Genomic DNA, 17,272 nt, shown 5'->3' on the forward strand with positions numbered 1-17,272 from the left:
CGTGGCGTCATAGAAAGCCACAATCAGAGGCCTGACACACGTCCGATCGAAGGCCCCGCCGAAAATCGAAGATAATGCTTGCCAAACAGGGGGCATCCACACACGCCCCGGGTTTACTGGAGAGTTTCAGGTTCAATAGGGAGAGTCGCTGTGCCGTCTAGCGCAACAGCCTCTTCTTGAGCGCGGTCTCGTAGAGCGGCGTCTTTTGGGGCGCCTTGGCGAGGGTTTCGCGGATCCGCCGGGCATGGAGCGATTGTGCTGCGTCCTCGGGAAAGAGCTCTGCGATTTCCGCGATGCCTTGCGCATAGAGCGCAGGCGTGTGGCGGGCCTCGAGCCGGGCACGGCCGGTCTGGCCGAGGGTGGCCCCGAGGGAGCGGTCGGCGTTCACGCGACGGACCAGATCCTGAAGCGCCGAGGTCTCGCCCTCGAGGGGGATCTTGAACACGGTGTCGTCGGGCAAGGAGCCGTACCAGCCCAGATCGGTGACCACGGCTGCGGCAGAGGCGTTCCAGATGCGCAGCTGGCTGCCCGAGGCCTCGCCCATGGTGGGATAGCGCAGGTTGAAGACGAGATGTGCCTCGGCAAGTGCCGCATCAAGCTCGGGTTCGGGCACGAAACCATGCACGGTGACACGGGATTCCAGCCCGAAACGTTCGAGTTTCTCGCTCAGCAGGGCGCGGTCCCAGACATTGCCCATGATGTCGAGGCGGAAGTCGATCTCGCCCCTGAGCGGCCCCAGCGCCTCCAGCACCTCCCAGAGGCGGCGGTTGGGGCCGATATGGCCGAACTGCACCAGCCTGAGTGGGCCATCCTGCGCGCGCCTGGCCGACGGCGCTCTGGTCGAGGGGCGGAAGGGCAGGTCGAGCTGGTAGGAGGGCACGATGCCCGTCGTCTTGACTGCCTCAAAAGCGGCCGGTGTGTGCGACAGCACCGCGACGGCCCGGTCGAGGGCGAGGTGAAAGCCGGGATAGGTTTCCGACAGCACATTGGCCCCCAAGCGGTGGTTCAGCATATCCTGTGCGGCAGCCAGCCCCGCCTCACCATGCCAGCGCAGCATTTCGGCCTCGTAGGTGTCGCGCGGGAAGCCCGCGAAACGCAGGGCGTCGTGCAGCATCTCCTGGATGGCCAGATCATGCAGCACGATCACCGAGGGCACCCGGCGGGCAAGTTGCAGCAGCCCGGAATGGAAGACCCAGGAATTGCCGATATGGATGAAGATCGCATCCGGCCCGTCGCCATGGCCGGAGCGCGCGAAATCGCGCGGCAGGGTGCGGTGTGGGTCGAGCTTGCGCACCGGGCAGATCGCGTCCACCGCCCGGTCCCAATGGCGGGCATCGGTCCAGACGGTCAGATCGGTGGCAGCGGCCAGTTCCGGCAGGATGCGGTAGGTGTAATGGGCGATGTCGGTATTGGCCTCGGGGATGGGCGAGACCCAGTGAACCTTGGGCTTCCTGCCGGGTTTCATGACGCCTCCCCCGGCAGCGGGGTGGAGCGGGCAACACGCAGGAACGCCTCCTGCGAGCAAGGCAGCGAGAGCGTGGCAGCGCGACCCGAGCCTGTCATGACACCGACCCCCGCCTGGTAGAGATGCAGGCGCAGACGGCCTTGCGCTTCGGTGCCTTGCGGGTCGAGCCGCAACGCGATCTCGCCGCTCGTGCCGGGCGCGATGGGGGCGGTGATGGGCTGCATCAGGTGCTGGTGGCGCAGATTGCCGTCCGCGTCGATCCATTCGGCCAGCACGCAGGTGGCCTGATCGCCGGACACGGCCCACCATTGCGGAGAGCGGTTGTGAACAGCGATGCGGGTGAGGCCGGTGCTGTCTTCGACGGAAGCGACGGACAGCGCGCCTGCCATGCGGGTCGGGTCGCCATGGTAGAACCGCTTGGGCAGGCCGGTGGCGCGGCCCGCCTTCTGCGCGAGGTAGAAAATGGTTTCTCCCCGTAAGGAAAGATCGTCCCCGCGGTCCACCAGAAGCTCGGCCGTGCGTGGATCGACCTTGCGGTCATAGACGTCGATCGTGCGCAGCGACACGGTCTGGAACCCCGCCGCCTGCCCCAGTTCGGGCAACTCTTGGGGCGCGTATTCGCGGTTGTGACGCCCGTAGACGCCACCCGAGGGCACGAAGATGCCGAAGGAATAGGGGGCTGTGCCGTTCAGCATCTTGTTCACGCCGCGATGGCTGACGACGTTCGGTGTGGTGAGCAGGATGTGCCCACCGGGTTTGAGCACCCGTGCAGCCTCGGAAAAGAAGAAATACGGATCAAGCGCCAGGTGTTCGAGGATCTCCATCCCCGTGACCAGATCGAAGCTGTTATCCGGGTAGGGCCAGGCATCACGTTCGGAATTGGCGGCCTCGAGCCGGATGTCGAACCCGGGCAGGTCGCTGTTCCCGACGGTTCGGACGCTCTGAACGTACGGATCGGGGCCTTCCCAGAGGCCCGCCATCTGTACGCCCGGAAAACGGTTTGCCAGCAGCGCCTGAAAGACCAGCGGCGGGAAGACACCCACATCAAGGGCGGAGGTGACCGGAATGCCGTCCAGCGCCCGCAGCGTGGTCATGTAGCGCGTCCAGTGCGTGCCGAGATAGCTGGCCAGCCCGGTGTCGATCGGGGGGGCATCGTCGCCCAGCAGAGCGGGCAGTTCGTCGAAGGCGTAGGCCGAGAGCACGTCTTCGATGCTGGCAAAAGGCAGGCCCTCTGGCGGCTCCGGGGGCGCGATGGCCGCTTTGAGTGTCTGGACCGCCTGATCCTGCGGCGACAGCTCTGGGGGGGCCTCTGTGGCGCTCTCCGGGGCCACTGTGTCCCCCTGCCCCGCGCTGTCCGTCACCGGGATCGGATGTACGGCCTGATCAGAGCGCCCGGCCAGGGTCTCAACCACGTGCTCCCAGGTGATCTGCATGTCCGTGTAGCGTGCCAGACCCGCCTGCCCCATGCGTTCGGCCAGCGCGGCATCGGACATGAGTTCCTCGAAGGCCTGGCCGAGATCGGCGGGCTTGGGCGCGGAGATGCGGCCCTCGGCGCGATCGGTGATGAATTCCAGCGGACCACCGGCGTCCGAAACGGTGATCACCGGGCGCGCGGCCAGCATCGCCTCGAGGGTGATGTAGCCGTAATCCTCGTCCTGCGGCACGAAGACCACCGCGCGGGCCTCGGCGTAATGGCGCAACAGGGTGGCGTCATCGACCCGGCCCAGCCATGTCACCCGGTTGGCCACGCCAAGATCCAGCGCGAGCGCGTGCAGGTCCTGCTGATAGCCGGGGTTTTCCGCGACACCCGCGATCACCAGCTTGATCTTCGAGCGGGTGGCAGCCAGCCCGCGCAGGATCAGCTCCAGCCGTTTGGAAGGGTTGATGCGGCCGGGTGCAAACAGGTAGTCGCCATACTCGCCCTGCCAGAGCGCCTCGGCATTGGGCGGCGGGTGGTAGAGCGGTGTCGCGTCGAGATCGAGATACTGGCTCAGGCGCCCCGCCACGTTGCCGGAATTGGCATAGAGCGGATGCGGGCTGGCGGTAAAGGCGGCGCGGTCCTCGGCATGGATGAGCTGGCGCAGCGCATCGCCATCGGGGTCGTGCATCAGATCGGCATCACCCGCAGCCCAGAGGTCATAGGCCGCGCGATGCTGATGGATGATCCAGAAGAGCTTGTTGGGATGGTTGGCGAGCCAGGCCGGGAACTTGAGCCCGATGGCCAGATCCACCGGCACACCTTCGAATTCCGAGATGTCGTGCATGCGCGCGGCGAGGATGTGATCGGCCAGCACCTCGCCGGGATACCATTTGAAGGGCAGCGTGATCTCGGTCGCCTCGTGACCGTAAGCGTTGAGGGCCGAGACGAGATTGGCGGCGTGGCGTTCTGCCCCGCCCTGCACGAAGGGAACCTGCGTGCGAAGGACACCGATGCGCATGGGCTTACTCCTCGTCCTTAGGTGCAGGCTTGGTGCCCAGCACGGCGAGGTCCTGCGGACCAAAGAGCAGGAAGGCCAGTTCGTCGTTGAAATCGGGCGTGTCGAGGAATTCCTTGAACCGCGTATGGGGGTTGAGGGCGCGCACTTCGACGGGGTCGAAGCCTGCGGTGTCGTAGAGCACCGTCAGCACCTGTTCGGGCATCGGTTTGAGGTGCGTAGGATCGGTGTGAAAGGTCGTCGCCCCCACCAGCACGTTGCGGGTGTGCGGGGTCTCGAAGAGCAATATCCCACCCGGTGCCAGCACGCGCAGCGCCTCGCGGGCGATCCAGGCCACGGCGTCAAAGGGCAGGTGTTCGACCAGGTGATGCGCGGAGATCATCGCAAGGCTATTGTCTTCCATCTCGGCCAGCGCCTTGAGCGCATCGCCCAGACGCACGTCGAGCCCCTGCTCTTTCGCCGCCTCGATCTGCACCGCGTTGGTGTCGACGCCAAAGCCCTCGATCCCGGCGCGCTTGAGAAGTCCCAGCCATTCGCCGCGCCCGCAGCCGATATCCATGACAGGCTTGCCGCCGCTGCGCATCACCGCCGCTTCGACATCGGGCAGGTAGATCCGCAGCCGGTCCGCGATCTCTTCGACCGAGCCGCGATAGCGGTTTTCCAGCCGGTGGTAGAAGCTGTCCTTGAAGGCCTCAAAACCCTCCGAGGCGGGCAGGTCGATCTGTGCGCCGGGTGTGGAAAGATCCTCTGATGCGATACCGGTCCGTTGCCCGATCATATCGACCCGGCGTGAGAGATCCGCAAAGACCCGCGCCATCAGCGATGTTTCGGCTCTGAGTGTCTCCTGCAAAAGCGCGCGTTTGTTGCGGAATTCGTGCACAAGACTGTCGGTCAGTACATGATGCTGATCGAGCCGTTGCTGCAGAAGGGCAATGTCGTCGAGCAGTTTCGAACCCATTGCACCCGTGTCTTGGAGCATGTTTCGGAGTTCGGAAATTCTGCGCTCGCTCTCTCCTGAACTGTGCCAAATCTCGCGTATGTCGTCGCCGAAGCGCCCGAGCTCGCTTTCGATATCGTCCATGCGCAGCTCGGCACGGGCGATGCGTTTCCGTCCATCCTTGGCCATGTGTTCGGTGCGCCCAAGCTTGAAGATGGCCGAGACATAGCGCTCAATGCGTTTGATCGGGGTGAGTTTGCGGCGGCTGGTCATGGTCCTGGATCCTGCTGGTGCGGCGGCTGCGGCGGGTTGTTCGGGTTTGCTTTTGCTGGTCAGGAGGGCAGTGACGCTGGCCAGCTTGCTGGTCCTGGTGGGGTCGGGCGCGGTGGCAGGGGCCGCCAGCTTGGGGGGTGCAGCAAGACGGTCTTCCGCCGAGGGCCTGTGCCGGGTCAGCCCGCTTGCGGATCCGGTTGGATGATCCTGTGTCATGAACGGTGCCCTGCCCTCTGCCTTTGCCTCAACAAGTCTTGCTCATCCTGCCGCATGATCCTCGGCGCGCATGACGGTTGTGCCATCGCGCATCCCGCGGAGCCTTTCAAGCCGATCTTGACCACGAACGGCCTGGGTTGCGAGGCAGTTCGCCGCGACATCACTGGTCGTTTTGCGCTTTGTAGAAGGCCCATGCCTCTTCGATGATCACACCCTGCTGCACGCCGCGAAAGCGTGCCTCTGCTGCGATTTCCCTTGCGACATCCGGCATCACCTTTGCGTGGACCTGTCCGGTGCGGGGACTGGGTTTGCGACCTCTTCGCTTTTGTGGGCTGCGATCGACGAAGCCGTGTTTCTCGGCGGCGTCGTCAGTTCGGGCGACGGTTTCGGCACTTGTGTCTTTTGGTTTTGAACGCAGCTTTCCGGGGTTGAGAGAGATCCCGAACGGGTTCTTGTCGGACATGGATTAGCCCTCCTCTGCGAGACGTTTGTAGACCTGCATGGCGAAGGCACGGGCATTGTCGCGGGCGCCCTGCATGTTGCCTTGTGCGGGCATCGAGTAGAGATCCCCTCCAAAGGCGAAGAGTCCGGAAAAGGCGGCACGCTCCATCAGCGGTGGGTCGATCACGTCAACGCCCTGCTCGCGCAGCGATGCCTCGATGCCCTTGTGCTGCTTTGAGACGATGGCCTTGGTCATGGTGAAGACCACGGCATGGGGGATTGTCCTGTCGAGTGCTTCTTCTTCCTCCGCGATGAGCTGCAGTGCGCGGGCACCGATGGTGGCATCGAGCGTGGTGGCGCGCATTGGGGTCAGGACAAGATCGGCCTGGCTTATGGCGCGGCTCACGAGCCGCGAGGCCACACCTTCCAGATCGACGACGACGACCTGTCCATCCTGGTCGTTGGATTTGATCGTACGCACGATGTCGGCTTCGGTGATGTTCGATAAAACGGTGATGTTTTGCGGGAGTTCCGACTGCCCAGCCCAGAGGGACAGGGACCTGTTCGGGTCGCAATCGAGCATCGTGACGGGGACGCCCTCATGCGCGAGCTCAGTGGCCAGGAGCACTGCGGTCGTTGATTTTCCTGCGCCTCCCTTGGGAGAGGCCACGACGATGGTTGGCATGGAGGGCTCCTCTTTGGTTATCTGGTATTTTTGTTTGGTTATCTGGTATTTTTGGTTACCGGATTTTTAGGGTTATCCGGTTTTTAGGGAAATTGGGTTTGCTTGTAAATCCGGTAAAGTGGTATATCGGATAAAAATGAATATCCGGTACGGATAAATTAAATAATCGGATAAAATAACTTACCGGATAATAAAAAATATCCGGTATAATTAAAAATCCGGTGTTCGCAAGAACCCGGTAAAAAAACCAACCCGATAATTCAATGAACCGGTTCGATTGTAGCCGTTGCTTTCCGCAGGTTTCGCACCCTGCGTCATGACCTCTGGGGATGCACGTTGCCGCGGTGCCAACCCTCTCCGAAAATCACCAAAGGTATCTAAAGGGTACAAAATTACACCCATTTTGTTGCCGATACGCAACCACGGAACAAAAATTAAAACATTTTTCTCATAATAAACAAACACATAGGCGAAAACCCCCAGGGGGTGTGTAATTTGCTATACATTTTCGCTTGTTGAATGAGAATCTTATTATTACAAGATCACGCAGTTGATCGCCAAATGACAAAAACGAGCTCAAAAGGCCCAATATTTGTCATCCGACAACAAAGATCGTGGATGGGGCCGAATAACTCAGGCACCGAAATTTAAGAGGAAGACAAGCAATGGCTCTCGACCTAAGCACGCTGACGACCGAGCAACAGCTCGCAGCGATTTACATCGGTTACTATGACCGCGCAGCTGATCCGGTGGGTGAAGATTTCTGGGAAGGTGCCGTCGCCAACCCCAATCTGAGCCTCGCGGACATCGCCACGGATTTCGCAACGCAGCCCGAGACTCTGATCGCATATCCCTTTCTGAGCGACCCGACAGCGGAAGAGGCGAATGCCTTCATCACTGAGGTCTATCTGAACCTTTTCAACCGTGCTCCCGACCAGGCTGGTCTCGAGTTCTGGAGCGAAGCACTGCTCGCAGCCATCGATGGCACAGGCACATTGACTGTTGGCGAGATCATTCTCTCCATCATCGAAGGCGCGCAGGACTCCGAAGAAGGCAATGACCGCGCGACGATCCTGAACAAGATCGAAGTTGCGACCACCTGGACCAATGCTGCCGAAGCCGCCGACATCGACTACACCACCGACACAGCCGCTCAGAGCAGCGCGCAGTCGATCATCGAAGGTGTGACGGACGAGCAGGCGACAGTCGCTGCAGCCAAGTCGACCATCGACAACTTCTTCGAGCCGGCACCTGTTCCGGGTGAAGAATACCTGCTGACATCGGCAACCGACGTCATCAACGGCACATCCGATGACGACGAGTTCAATGCCTACATCCAGCAGAACCCGTTTGCAGGTGGCGTTTCCAACTCGCTGGCCTCGGCCGACCGTCTTGACGGTGGCGCAGGCAATGATCGCCTCTATGCTGAAATCACCAACGAATTTGTGGGTGCCAGCAGCGGTGTATTCAATCCTGGCATCGATATTCAGCCTCGCATCAAGAACATCGAAGAACTGGATTTTGAAGCACGTGATTACTCCAGCTCGTTCTTTGGGTTCGGCGAAGTTTTGACTGATGGCGAAGACTTTTCGCGTGAGGAATTTGATGGCCCTGACGTTGTCATTGACGCCAAGAATATCAGTGGCCACAACGAAATCGGCTCTTACTTCTCGGACGGTGATCTGACGATCGAGAACCTGACCACGCTGACAAAGCCGGTCGCAGAGGGTGGTGTTGCCCGCAACACGTCCGACATCACCATCACGATGGATCACACGGACAACTTCAACTCCGATTACGATGCGTCCGACCTCACAGTCCTGTTCGACAACGACTACCTGCTGTCGGGTCAGGAAGCCGAAGGCAAGGTCTTCTACTTCCTGCTGGACGAAGATGCGGAACTCGCGGGCAACCCGAACCGCCTGAACAACATCGACGTTGACGGTATCCGTTTCACCATCACCAACGCGGATGGCACCGAAACCGACGTCACCATCGAATCCTCCGCGGCGAACATCGCTGGCACCCACCAGGGCTTCGTGAACGCGCTGCAGGCACCGCTTCAGGCGCTGATCGCAGACGGCACGCTGCCGGCCGGCACCACGCTTGTTCTGGACCCGACCATCACCGATTTCACCTTCATCGACGACGGTTCGCAATCCGACCCGATCCCGGCGATGGTTCTGACATCCGGTGACGGCTCGCAGGTCACGGCAACCGGCTTCTCGCGGATCGAAGAAGAAATCGGCGAGTACGACGTCTACGGTCGTTTCGAATCCGAATTCGGCATCGAAGACCAGCCGATCTCCATCGACATCGACCTGCACAAGGTTGGCCGTGGTGGCGACGGTGGCGACCTGATCATCGGTGGCAAGGCGCCTTCCGTTCAGGACGGCATTGCTGGCGGTATCGAAGTGTTCAACATCAATGTTCTGGGTGCCGGCAACGAAGACCCGAACGGTGGCATGACCAAGCCGTCCAGCCTGGGAACAATCCAGTCGACACTTGGCGCGCTTGACGTCGTCAATATCGCGACCGATCCGATGTTCGCACAGGGTGAAACCTTTGCAAGCCTCGAAGTGCGTGAAGGCTTCGGCGGCACCTTGAGCCTGATCAACGCGGATGCCTTCCTTGGCGACCTGACCCTGAATGGCGTGGTCAACGCGGACACGATCACGGCGCAGGGCGGTGGTGATGTGACTCTGGGCCTTAACTACAACGGTTCCGAGACCGACACGGCCTATTCCGTGACAACCGGCGGTGGCGAAGACGACATCAACGTCTCCATAGACGGCGACGCGCTTGATTTCGCCAACTCCTCGTTCAGCGTGTCCACCGGCGGTGGCGACGACAGCGTTGTTGTTGACATGGATGTCAACGAGGACGGCGATGACGATGAAGAGCTGAACCAGGCGATCCTGGACAACGTGCTGATCGAAACCGGCGACGGCGACGATTTCGTTGACCTGTACGGCAACGGTGTTGCGAACATCAACACCGGCGCTGGCGACGACAGCATCTTCACCGACGGTAATCCGGGCGAAAGCGGCGTTAAAGCTGTCTGGGCGTTTAACTTCGACGCGGTGCGTGTCGATGACGAAGGCCCCTTGGGCAATTTCGATCCGGACGATCTTCCGGGTGAGCAGACATCGCTGGCCTATCTGGGTGGCGCAACCGTGACCGTGATCCTGTCGGGTGCCGGTGTCGACGGCGACCTGTCCGCAGGTGGCGGTGTCATGACGGCTGACCTCGAGAGCGACGATGCACTCGGTGCCAACCCGTTCCAGGACGGCTACGAAGCGTCGGCCCAGATCAACGATCTGATCAACGGCAACAACTTCTACGGCGACCAGCGGGACGTGAACGCGGCCATCATGGAAGCGATCAACGACGATCCGATCCTCAGCCAGTTGCTGACGGTGTCCATGGGCTCCAACAACACGCTGGTGATCACATCGACCACATCGGGTGATTTCGATGCATCCGATCTGCGGATCGAAATCGAACGTCCGGATCGTGACAGCTGGACCGCGGTTCAGACCGAAGCACGGTCGGTGTTCAGCGACTCGACGATTGATGTGTCGAGCGTTTCGACTGCGGATGCAGCGGCTGGTGTCGATCTGGAAACTTCGGATGGTGCGGATGCATGGTTCGACGGTCTGAGCGCAACTGGCGATGCCGAGAACTCCACAACGGCAACTGTTGGTGAGCTGGAAACCAACCTTCACACCGCTGGCTCGGCGTCGGATGATGAAGTCGATACCGTGATCAACGGTGGTGCGGATGACGATCTGATCGTTCTCAGCACGGATGCGGATGGCGACACTCCGGACAACTTCACCGTCAGCAGCAACAATGCGCTGCTCAACGGTGCGTCGAACGAGACCATCGTCATGACCGGGTCCGATTTCGGTGACGACACGGTGATGAACTTCACCACTGCAGGTGATCCGGTTCCGACAACATTTGAGACAGCGGTGTTCGATATCCGTGACAGTGTCTCTGTTGTGTACCCGGTCACTCCTGGTGGTGTGACAGTCGCTATCATCACTGGCATTGGAGCTGCTTCGCCGTTGGAAATCACGCTTTCGGAAACCACCGTCACATCCGAGATCGCGGATGAAATCGTTGCAGGCATCAATGCAGCGGTGGGTTCGGACTTCACGGCATCTGCCACAGGTGACGTGATCACCCTGACAGGTGATGACCCGTCGGCAAGTGCGGCAGGTGTTGGCTTCTCAGTTCAGGACCGGGATGATACCGGGACTCTGGCTACCTTCTTTGAGGCAGATCTTGGTGCTCGTACAAACGGGACAACCGTTGTCGACATCTTCACCCTCGAATCGGGCACGGACTTCCTGGACTTCTCGGACTACCTGACAAGCCTGGAAAGCCCGTCCGGTTCCTCCGCTTCGGAAACCCTGATCGACGTCACGTTGGATTACGGGATCGATGCGGATGCGGGCACGGCCGCTGCGAACGAGGTCATCGTTGTTCGTTACACCAACGACACAACCGACCCCGACACCTTCGACAGCCTCTCGGCTGCTGACATCGCGGCGCTCTACAACAACACGTCGGATTACGACAATGGTGCCTTTGTGCAGGGCAACTTCTCTGCACCGAACGATGCCGATGTCGTGGACGGTGAGGCAAAGGCCATCCTGATGGTCGAAAATGCCGGCAACCTGGGCGAATACAAAGTGTTCGAACTGTCCTGGAATGCCGCGACCACCTCGCCCACAACCGATGTGTCTGCGGTAGAGCTGGGTAGCCTCGACTTCGGCGACTCGCTGGAAGGACTGGACGAGGTCAACCTCGTTGGTTCGGACGCCTACAACGATCTTCTGGACAACGGCTTCGGCGCTTACGCGGTCGTCGTCTAAGCGATCTTCGCTTCGGGGGGTCCGCTCCCCGACAGAACATCAGGAAAGCCCCCGGTACTCCCGGGGGCTTTCTCTTTGGTGCGGTTTGCATCCTCGGAGCGGTTTGGATAAGCACCGTCCAACGAAAGACATGACATTGCAAAAGGACCCACCCCCATGGCCAAAGTGACCATCGACGGAAAAGAATACGACACCGACGCGCTCTCCGAAGAGGCGCGCAACAACATGCTCAACACCAAGTATTGCGACGACAAGCTGGCCGAGCTGAAGCGCGAGATGGCGATCGTCCAGACGGCGCGCAACGCCTATGCGCAGGCGCTGCAGCGCGCGCTGCCCAAGGACGCCTAAGCGCGTTATGCCTGCGGTCTTCATGCCGCAGGCCCGCATAGGGTTTTTTCATCACTGTCGGCTATGGCAGGGGATGCAGCTCAATTGCATCACCCGCACGTCTGGTGTATGGAATTTGACAATCAGGCGGTTCCCGAGCAGTCAACATCGGAACCGATCAGCTTTAAGCCGAAAGGACGTTCGCGCATGAAAGCCACGTCGCCTCTCAAACAAGCGTATGGACGGTTCAAGGCGATCATCTTCGCCACGGTGATCTTCAGCTTCTTTTCGAACCTCCTGATGTTTGTCGGGCCGCTTTACATGCTGCAGGTCTATGACCGCGTGCTGGCGAGCCGGAACGAATTCACCCTGCTCATGATCACCGGAATCGCCGTGGCCATGCTGGTCACCTACGGCTTTCTGGAATTCATCCGCTCCAAGATGCTGGTGCGGGCGGGGCTGCAGTTCGACGACATGCTGGCCAACCCGGCCTTCAACCGCGTGGTGCGCAAGCAATTGCTGGCACCGAACTCGGGCGCGCATGCCACGTTGCAGGATGTGGACCGGGTCCGCGAATTCCTGACGGGGCAGGGGATCCTGGCGTTTTTCGACGCGCCATGGGTGCCGTTGTTCCTGGCCCTGGTCTTTGCCTTCCATCCATGGCTCGGGCTGGTGGCGACCATCGGTGCGCTGATCATCTTTGCCCTGGCCCTGACCAATGAATTTGCGACCCGCGGCCTCTTGCAGGAAGCGGGCACCGCCAATGCCGGAGCGGCACATTTCGTCAACACAACTGTGCAGAACGCCGAAGTGATCCGCGCGCTTGGCATGGAAAAGCCGCTGACCAATCGCTGGCTCAAGCAGCATGACAGCGTGCTTGACGCGCAAGCAAAGGCATCGGGCAGGGCAGGGGCCATCATGGCCTCGACCAAGTTCGTGCGCATGTCCCTGCAGATCGCCATTCTCGGCATGGGTGCCTATCTGGCGATCCAGCAGCAAATCTCTCCGGGGATCATGATCGCGGCCTCCATCGTCATGGGCCGTGCGCTGGCACCTGTTGAACAGGCCGTCGGTCAATGGAAGCAGTTCGTGGCCGCGCGCCAGTCGCACAAGCGCCTGACCGAGATTTTCGAGACGCTGGGCGACGAAGAACAGCGCATGCAGTTGCCTGCCCCCAAGGGCAACCTGGTGGTGCAGAACCTGATTGCCTCGGCACCCGGTTCCAAGAAACCGATCCTCAAGGGGATCTCGTTCAATGTGGCACAAGGCGAAGTGCTGGCGGTGATCGGCCCAAGCGGGTCCGGCAAGTCGACTCTGGTACGTCACCTTGTTGGTGCGATGCAGCCTCAATCGGGTGCTGTGCGCCTTGAAGGGGTCGAGTTGCACCATTGGGACAGCGACCAGCTGGGCCGCTACATGGGGTACATGCCGCAGGATGTGAAACTGTTCCGGGGCACTGTGTCGGAAAACATCTCGCGCTTTATCGACAATGTCGAGGACAAGGAAATCGTGGCGGCGGCCACCCTGTCGGGCGCGCATGAGATGATCGCCACGCTGAGCGATGGCTATGACACGGATGTGGGTGATGGCGGCAATGGTCTGTCCGGTGGTCAGCGCCAGCGTGTGGGCCTCGCCCGTGCGGTGTTCCGCGAACCCAGCCTGATCGTTCTGGACGAGCCGAACTCGAACCTCGACGCCCATGGCGAACAGGCGCTGGCCAATTGCATCCAGGAGATGAAGAAGCGCGGCAAGACCGTGATCCTGGTGACCCACAAGGCCAACCTGCTGGCGCTGTCGGACAAGGCCCTGATGCTGGTCAATGGCCAGATCGAGAAGTTCGGTCCGACCCGAGAGATCTTTGCGCAGGCTCAGCAGCAGGCTGCGGCCCAGCAAGATCAGCAGAAAAAAGAGGCAGCAGCAGCCGGGGCAGGATCTCCCGCTGTTGTGAGCATGACGGACAAGCCGCGCGCCTGATCCGTCCTTATCTGTAGACGATTGCTCTTGAGGAGCCGATACCACAATGGTCAAGAAACCAAGTCCCAAACCCGTCGCTCTGGCAGGGTATGTCCTGATCTTTCTGACCTTCGGGGTTCTGGGAAGCTGGGCTGCCGTGGCAAAGCTCGACAGTGCCGTCGTGGCACCTGCGACGATCTCTCTCGAGGGGAACCGCCGGGTCGTGCAGCATTTCGAGGGTGGGATCGTCGAGGAGATCCGCGTCGCCGAAGCGGATCGTGTCGATCAGGGTGACGTGTTGCTGCGCCTGAGCGCCATCGAGGCGCGTTCCAACCTTGACGTGCTCTCTACCCGTCTGGACGTGGCCCGCATGATCGAAGCGCGCCTTCTGGCAGAGCGCAAGCTGGAATCGGAAATCGCGTTTCCGGCTGATCTCGTGTCCGGTGAAAACCAGATTGTCGGCGCTGTTCAGGAAGACCAGCTTGATCTTTTCCGCGAGGGCCGGTCGATCCTGAAATCGCAGGAAGACATCCTGCGTGCGCGGATGGGACAGATCGAGGTGCAGATCGAAGGGTTGGAATTGCAGAAATCCGCCTTCCAGCGCCGCATCGACAATTACACCGAAATGCTCGAGCGGATGCGCGACGGCGAAAGCCGGGGTCTGATCCAGGGCAACGTGCTCAGCCAGCGGGAAGACGAGATGATCGAGATCGAGGCCAATCTGGGTCAGGTCATCTCAGATATCGCACAGGCGCGGGCCAGTATCGGTGAGACTGAATTGCAAATTCTTCAGCTGGCACAGGAATACCGCCAGCGCGCCAATACCGAGCTTGAACAGATCCGCGCCGAGATCAGCGAATTGCTGGAGCGCCGCACGGTTGCGGCCGATGTGCTCAACCGCACGGAAATCCGCGCTCCGGGGTCCGGGTCGATCCAGAACCTCAAGGTGCATACGGTCGGGTCGGTTGTGCGCCCCGGCGATATCCTGATGGAACTGGTTCCCGAGGATGAAGAATTGGTCATCAATGCGCGCGTGTCGCCGATCGACAAGGACAACGTGGCGCCGGGCCTTTTGACCGAGGTGCGGTTCACCGCCTTCAAGACCAAGCTGACACCAATCATGCTGGGATCTGTCGAAAGCGTATCCGGCGATGTGATCACGCCAGAAAACCCCAATGATCCGCCCTATTTTCTGGCGCGCGTGACAGTTGACGAGAATGACATCCCGGAAGAGATCCGGGATCGCATCACGGCAGGCATGCCGGCGGATGTGATCATCACGACAGGTGAGCGGACCGTGGCGAATTTCATCGTCTCGCCGCTGATGGATGCTGTGCGCAAGAGCATGATCGAAGAGTGATCGCCGGGGCAGGGGCTTCCTGTCTGTGGCTCAATAAAAAAAGCCGACGCTCTGTGTACAGAGCGTCGGCTTTTTTTATTTGGGTCTGACTGTTGATCAGGCGATCATGTCGAACTGTTCGAAATCCGCGGCCAATCCGATAAAGGAGATGGTGCGCCCGTCAGTGGCTTCCCACTGGATATATTCTGTCTGACCACCTGTGACGGCTGTTCGGTCGATCATGATGACTTCGTTCTCGAGTTCGATGAAGCCGATATCGCCGTCTTTCGCTTCGAGAAACTCGATCAGTCGCAAAGCCAAGGCGTCAAATTCTCTGACACTGGTGGCACGTTCTGTGGCGGTCGTATCAATCAATTCGAAAATGGCAAAACCGTCGAATTCATTGATGTCAAAGCTGGCCTTGATGGTGGTTTGCCCCAGCTTGAACTCTTCCATGAGCGGCTGCGGTGCTTGGGAGTTCCTCGAAAGGAACGCGGGCAGGCTGACCGTCTCGCCTTTCAGTCCATCGCTGTCGGACTCCAATGCGAAAGAGAGCGCAGTGTCGTCCCTGGCGTCGGTTTTAATGATCGGCGCGTCTTTTTCCGAGGCAGCGGTGTTGTCTCGGACGATTGCCGGGGTGGGGGACTTGGCTTTGAAAATCGCAGTTTCATCGATGACATCTGCCGTGAGATGAGCAAGATTCTCTTCCAGCTCCACGGCCTGAGCGTCAGATTGGCTCGCGGCTGTATTTGCCTTGTTCTGAAGATCGTGCATCCCAATGAATTCCGCCAGCATGGTCAACATCGTGCTGTCTGCCGGGTCACCCACCATTTCGCTGTCTGCACTGCCCTGTCCGTCGTCTCCGTACTTGGAAAGGCCAAGCTCTTTGAGGCCTTCAAGGACTTTGCGCTGATTTTCGAGCAACACGGTTTCAGACATGAAGCCCATTGCGATTGCAATGGTGCTGAGGCCAAGGGCAAAGGCATTGTTATGAACAGCCAAACCCTGTTGCTGCGAGCTGTCGCGAAACCCTGAATGACCGGCTGTATCGATGGGGCCAAACACCGTTTCGGAGCTTGCATCCTTGCCAGTGTGATCAAACCCGACCGAGAAGCCGTCAACATCCACATCCGTCAGGAGTGTCTGTGTACCGTCCAGCGACACCAGCCCGTCCAAATCCAGCAGGCTGTCCAGATCAGCTTCCGTCTTTTCGGGTGCGAGAAGGACCAGTTCTTCCGAGGCAAGGAAGAGAGTCCAGATCAGGGCAGCCAGCATGGCCGACGGGTGCAGGCGCACCTTGCCGCCACGCTCAAGCCGGATCACGCGACGTTCCGGGTCGTCTCCGGACGTGCGAGCTGGAAGGGCCTGATTGGTGAAGTCCGCAATCAGCTCGTTGAAATCTGCACCCCGCAAGGGCCGCAGCACATTGGGGCTGTCCAGAACATAGAGCCCATCGATCCGGCAGAGATGGATGAACACTTCGCCGCTCGGCTGACAGAAGACAAACCACGGATCACCTTCGTCGGTGACGCCGCGATCCGTTTCCACGGGGACATTGGCCGCATTGAGCAGTTGGCGAACACGGAAGAGATTGGCGAGTTCCTGATTGCTCCAATCCTTCTTCGGATCGGGGAAGAGACCTGGCAGGGACGTGCGCGCAAGACCACCCAGGCTGACAGCACCATCTTCATTTACGTGAAAGGAGAGCGTCTGGACCTCGTGGTTCAGGAAATGCTGCTCCGAAGGAGTGTTTCCCTTGTGCGTGAATGAGAGAATTTTCGCCATCTGAGGACTGTCCCGATCCATCTAAATCGTACACCTGTATACCTCTGATCGACGCGTCGATCCAGAGAAGATGCTGTCCGTATAAACCGCCAGGATGTGTCCACAGGGCGGCTGACGAAGGTCAGCCAGCGTCTTCGAACAGGATCTGGTAGGTCAGCGGCTCATAATAGCGCAGAAGTTCTCGTACAAAGCTTCTTGGCTCTTGACCCAGCGCTTCGGCCCATTCGCCGTAGCGATGCGACGGGATCTTGCCGCGGCCGTTCTCGAGCTGCGAAATGAACGTGTAGTAATCCAGCGACAGCAGGTCGGCGAGATCGCGCTGCGACAGCCCTTTGGCTTCGCGCAGTGATTTCAGCCAAAGACCCAAAGTCGCTCGCTGTTCTTTTGCCTCTTCCGGCGTCGATTTGTGCAGCTCTGCAAGCATGGTTGTACCCTTAATTGGCAGCTTCGGGTGTAAAGCGCCCGCCCTTTCGAAACGAACACATCCAGTGATTCACTATACAGCAGGATTTTGCCGATGGCAAACATCG

General features: G+C 60.0%; 11 protein-coding genes. 4 read left to right on the forward strand and 7 right to left on the reverse strand.

Translation table 11 applies throughout. The features are described from left to right. Positions 1–157: 157 nt before the first annotated feature. The 5 genes from IEV82_RS19680 to IEV82_RS19700 form a co-directional block, all read right to left on the reverse strand. Complete coding sequence (locus IEV82_RS19680) at positions 158–1,465, reverse strand: glycosyltransferase family protein (RefSeq protein WP_188483792.1); 1,308 nt, start codon at positions 1,463–1,465, stop codon at positions 158–160. Beyond that, positions 1,462–3,903 (reverse strand): glycosyltransferase, encoded by a 2,442-nt coding sequence (locus IEV82_RS19685; RefSeq protein ID WP_188483793.1) that lies wholly within the window; start codon positions 3,901–3,903, stop codon positions 1,462–1,464. The genes IEV82_RS19680 and IEV82_RS19685 overlap by 4 nt, the downstream gene beginning before the upstream one ends. Positions 3,904–3,907: 4 nt before the next feature. After that, positions 3,908–5,326: a class I SAM-dependent methyltransferase gene (locus IEV82_RS19690; protein ID WP_229747930.1), complete on the reverse strand. Its 1,419-nt coding sequence runs from the start codon at positions 5,324–5,326 to the stop codon at positions 3,908–3,910. 160 nt (positions 5,327–5,486) lie between these two features. Next, the gene (locus tag IEV82_RS19695; RefSeq protein WP_188483794.1) at positions 5,487–5,789 is read right to left on the reverse strand and encodes a chromosome partitioning protein ParB; all 303 of its coding nucleotides are present in this window, start codon (positions 5,787–5,789) and stop codon (positions 5,487–5,489) included. Between the two features lie 3 nt (positions 5,790–5,792). Further along, entirely contained in the window at positions 5,793–6,452 is a 660-nt protein-coding gene (locus tag IEV82_RS19700; RefSeq protein WP_188483795.1) for a ParA family protein, read from the reverse strand. A 665-nt stretch (positions 6,453–7,117) separates the two neighbouring features. Here IEV82_RS19700 and IEV82_RS19705 point away from each other — a divergent pair. From IEV82_RS19705 to IEV82_RS19720, 4 genes are all read left to right on the forward strand, one after another. Continuing rightward, positions 7,118–11,338 carry a DUF4214 domain-containing protein gene (locus tag IEV82_RS19705; protein ID WP_188483796.1) on the forward strand — a complete coding sequence of 1,407 codons (4,221 nt, stop codon included), beginning with the start codon at positions 7,118–7,120 and terminating at the stop codon, positions 11,336–11,338. A 156-nt stretch (positions 11,339–11,494) separates the two neighbouring features. Further along, complete coding sequence (locus tag IEV82_RS19710) at positions 11,495–11,686, forward strand: DUF6447 family protein (RefSeq protein ID WP_188483797.1); 192 nt, start codon at positions 11,495–11,497, stop codon at positions 11,684–11,686. A 186-nt stretch (positions 11,687–11,872) separates the two neighbouring features. Next, positions 11,873–13,639 carry a type I secretion system permease/ATPase gene (locus tag IEV82_RS19715; protein ID WP_188483798.1) on the forward strand — a complete coding sequence of 589 codons (1,767 nt, stop codon included), beginning with the start codon at positions 11,873–11,875 and terminating at the stop codon, positions 13,637–13,639. Positions 13,640–13,685: 46 nt separating this feature from the next. Continuing rightward, the gene (locus IEV82_RS19720) at positions 13,686–14,978 is read left to right on the forward strand and encodes an HlyD family type I secretion periplasmic adaptor subunit (RefSeq protein ID WP_188483799.1); all 1,293 of its coding nucleotides are present in this window, start codon (positions 13,686–13,688) and stop codon (positions 14,976–14,978) included. 96 nt (positions 14,979–15,074) lie between these two features. Here IEV82_RS19720 and IEV82_RS19725 read toward each other — a convergent pair whose 3' ends face one another. After that, entirely contained in the window at positions 15,075–16,742 is a 1,668-nt protein-coding gene (locus IEV82_RS19725; RefSeq protein ID WP_188483800.1) for a hypothetical protein, read from the reverse strand. A gap of 121 nt (positions 16,743–16,863) precedes the next feature. After that, positions 16,864–17,166, reverse strand: coding sequence for a helix-turn-helix domain-containing protein (locus tag IEV82_RS19730; protein ID WP_188483801.1), 303 nt, complete (start codon positions 17,164–17,166; stop codon positions 16,864–16,866). Between the last annotated feature and the right edge of the window lie 106 nt (positions 17,167–17,272).

It is taken from the genome of Marivita lacus (genome assembly GCF_014637725.1).
Lineage (GTDB): Bacteria > Pseudomonadota > Alphaproteobacteria > Rhodobacterales > Rhodobacteraceae > Marivita > Marivita lacus.

Excerpts from the sequence above, each read along its gene's own strand:
- IEV82_RS19680 (WP_188483792.1), bottom strand. The coding sequence starts at position 1,465 with ATGAAACCCGGCAGGAAGCCCAAGGTTCACTGGGTCTCGCCCATCCCC.
- IEV82_RS19685 (WP_188483793.1), bottom strand. The coding sequence starts at position 3,903 with ATGCGCATCGGTGTCCTTCGCACGCAGGTTCCCTTCGTGCAGGGCGGG.
- IEV82_RS19690 (WP_229747930.1), bottom strand. The coding sequence starts at position 5,326 with ATGACACAGGATCATCCAACCGGATCCGCAAGCGGGCTGACCCGGCAC.
- IEV82_RS19695 (WP_188483794.1), bottom strand. The coding sequence starts at position 5,789 with ATGTCCGACAAGAACCCGTTCGGGATCTCTCTCAACCCCGGAAAGCTG.
- IEV82_RS19700 (WP_188483795.1), bottom strand. The coding sequence starts at position 6,452 with ATGCCAACCATCGTCGTGGCCTCTCCCAAGGGAGGCGCAGGAAAATCA.
- IEV82_RS19705 (WP_188483796.1), top strand. The coding sequence starts at position 7,118 with ATGGCTCTCGACCTAAGCACGCTGACGACCGAGCAACAGCTCGCAGCG.
- IEV82_RS19710 (WP_188483797.1), top strand. The coding sequence starts at position 11,495 with ATGGCCAAAGTGACCATCGACGGAAAAGAATACGACACCGACGCGCTC.
- IEV82_RS19715 (WP_188483798.1), top strand. The coding sequence starts at position 11,873 with ATGAAAGCCACGTCGCCTCTCAAACAAGCGTATGGACGGTTCAAGGCG.
- IEV82_RS19720 (WP_188483799.1), top strand. The coding sequence starts at position 13,686 with ATGGTCAAGAAACCAAGTCCCAAACCCGTCGCTCTGGCAGGGTATGTC.
- IEV82_RS19725 (WP_188483800.1), bottom strand. The coding sequence starts at position 16,742 with ATGGCGAAAATTCTCTCATTCACGCACAAGGGAAACACTCCTTCGGAG.
- IEV82_RS19730 (WP_188483801.1), bottom strand. The coding sequence starts at position 17,166 with ATGCTTGCAGAGCTGCACAAATCGACGCCGGAAGAGGCAAAAGAACAG.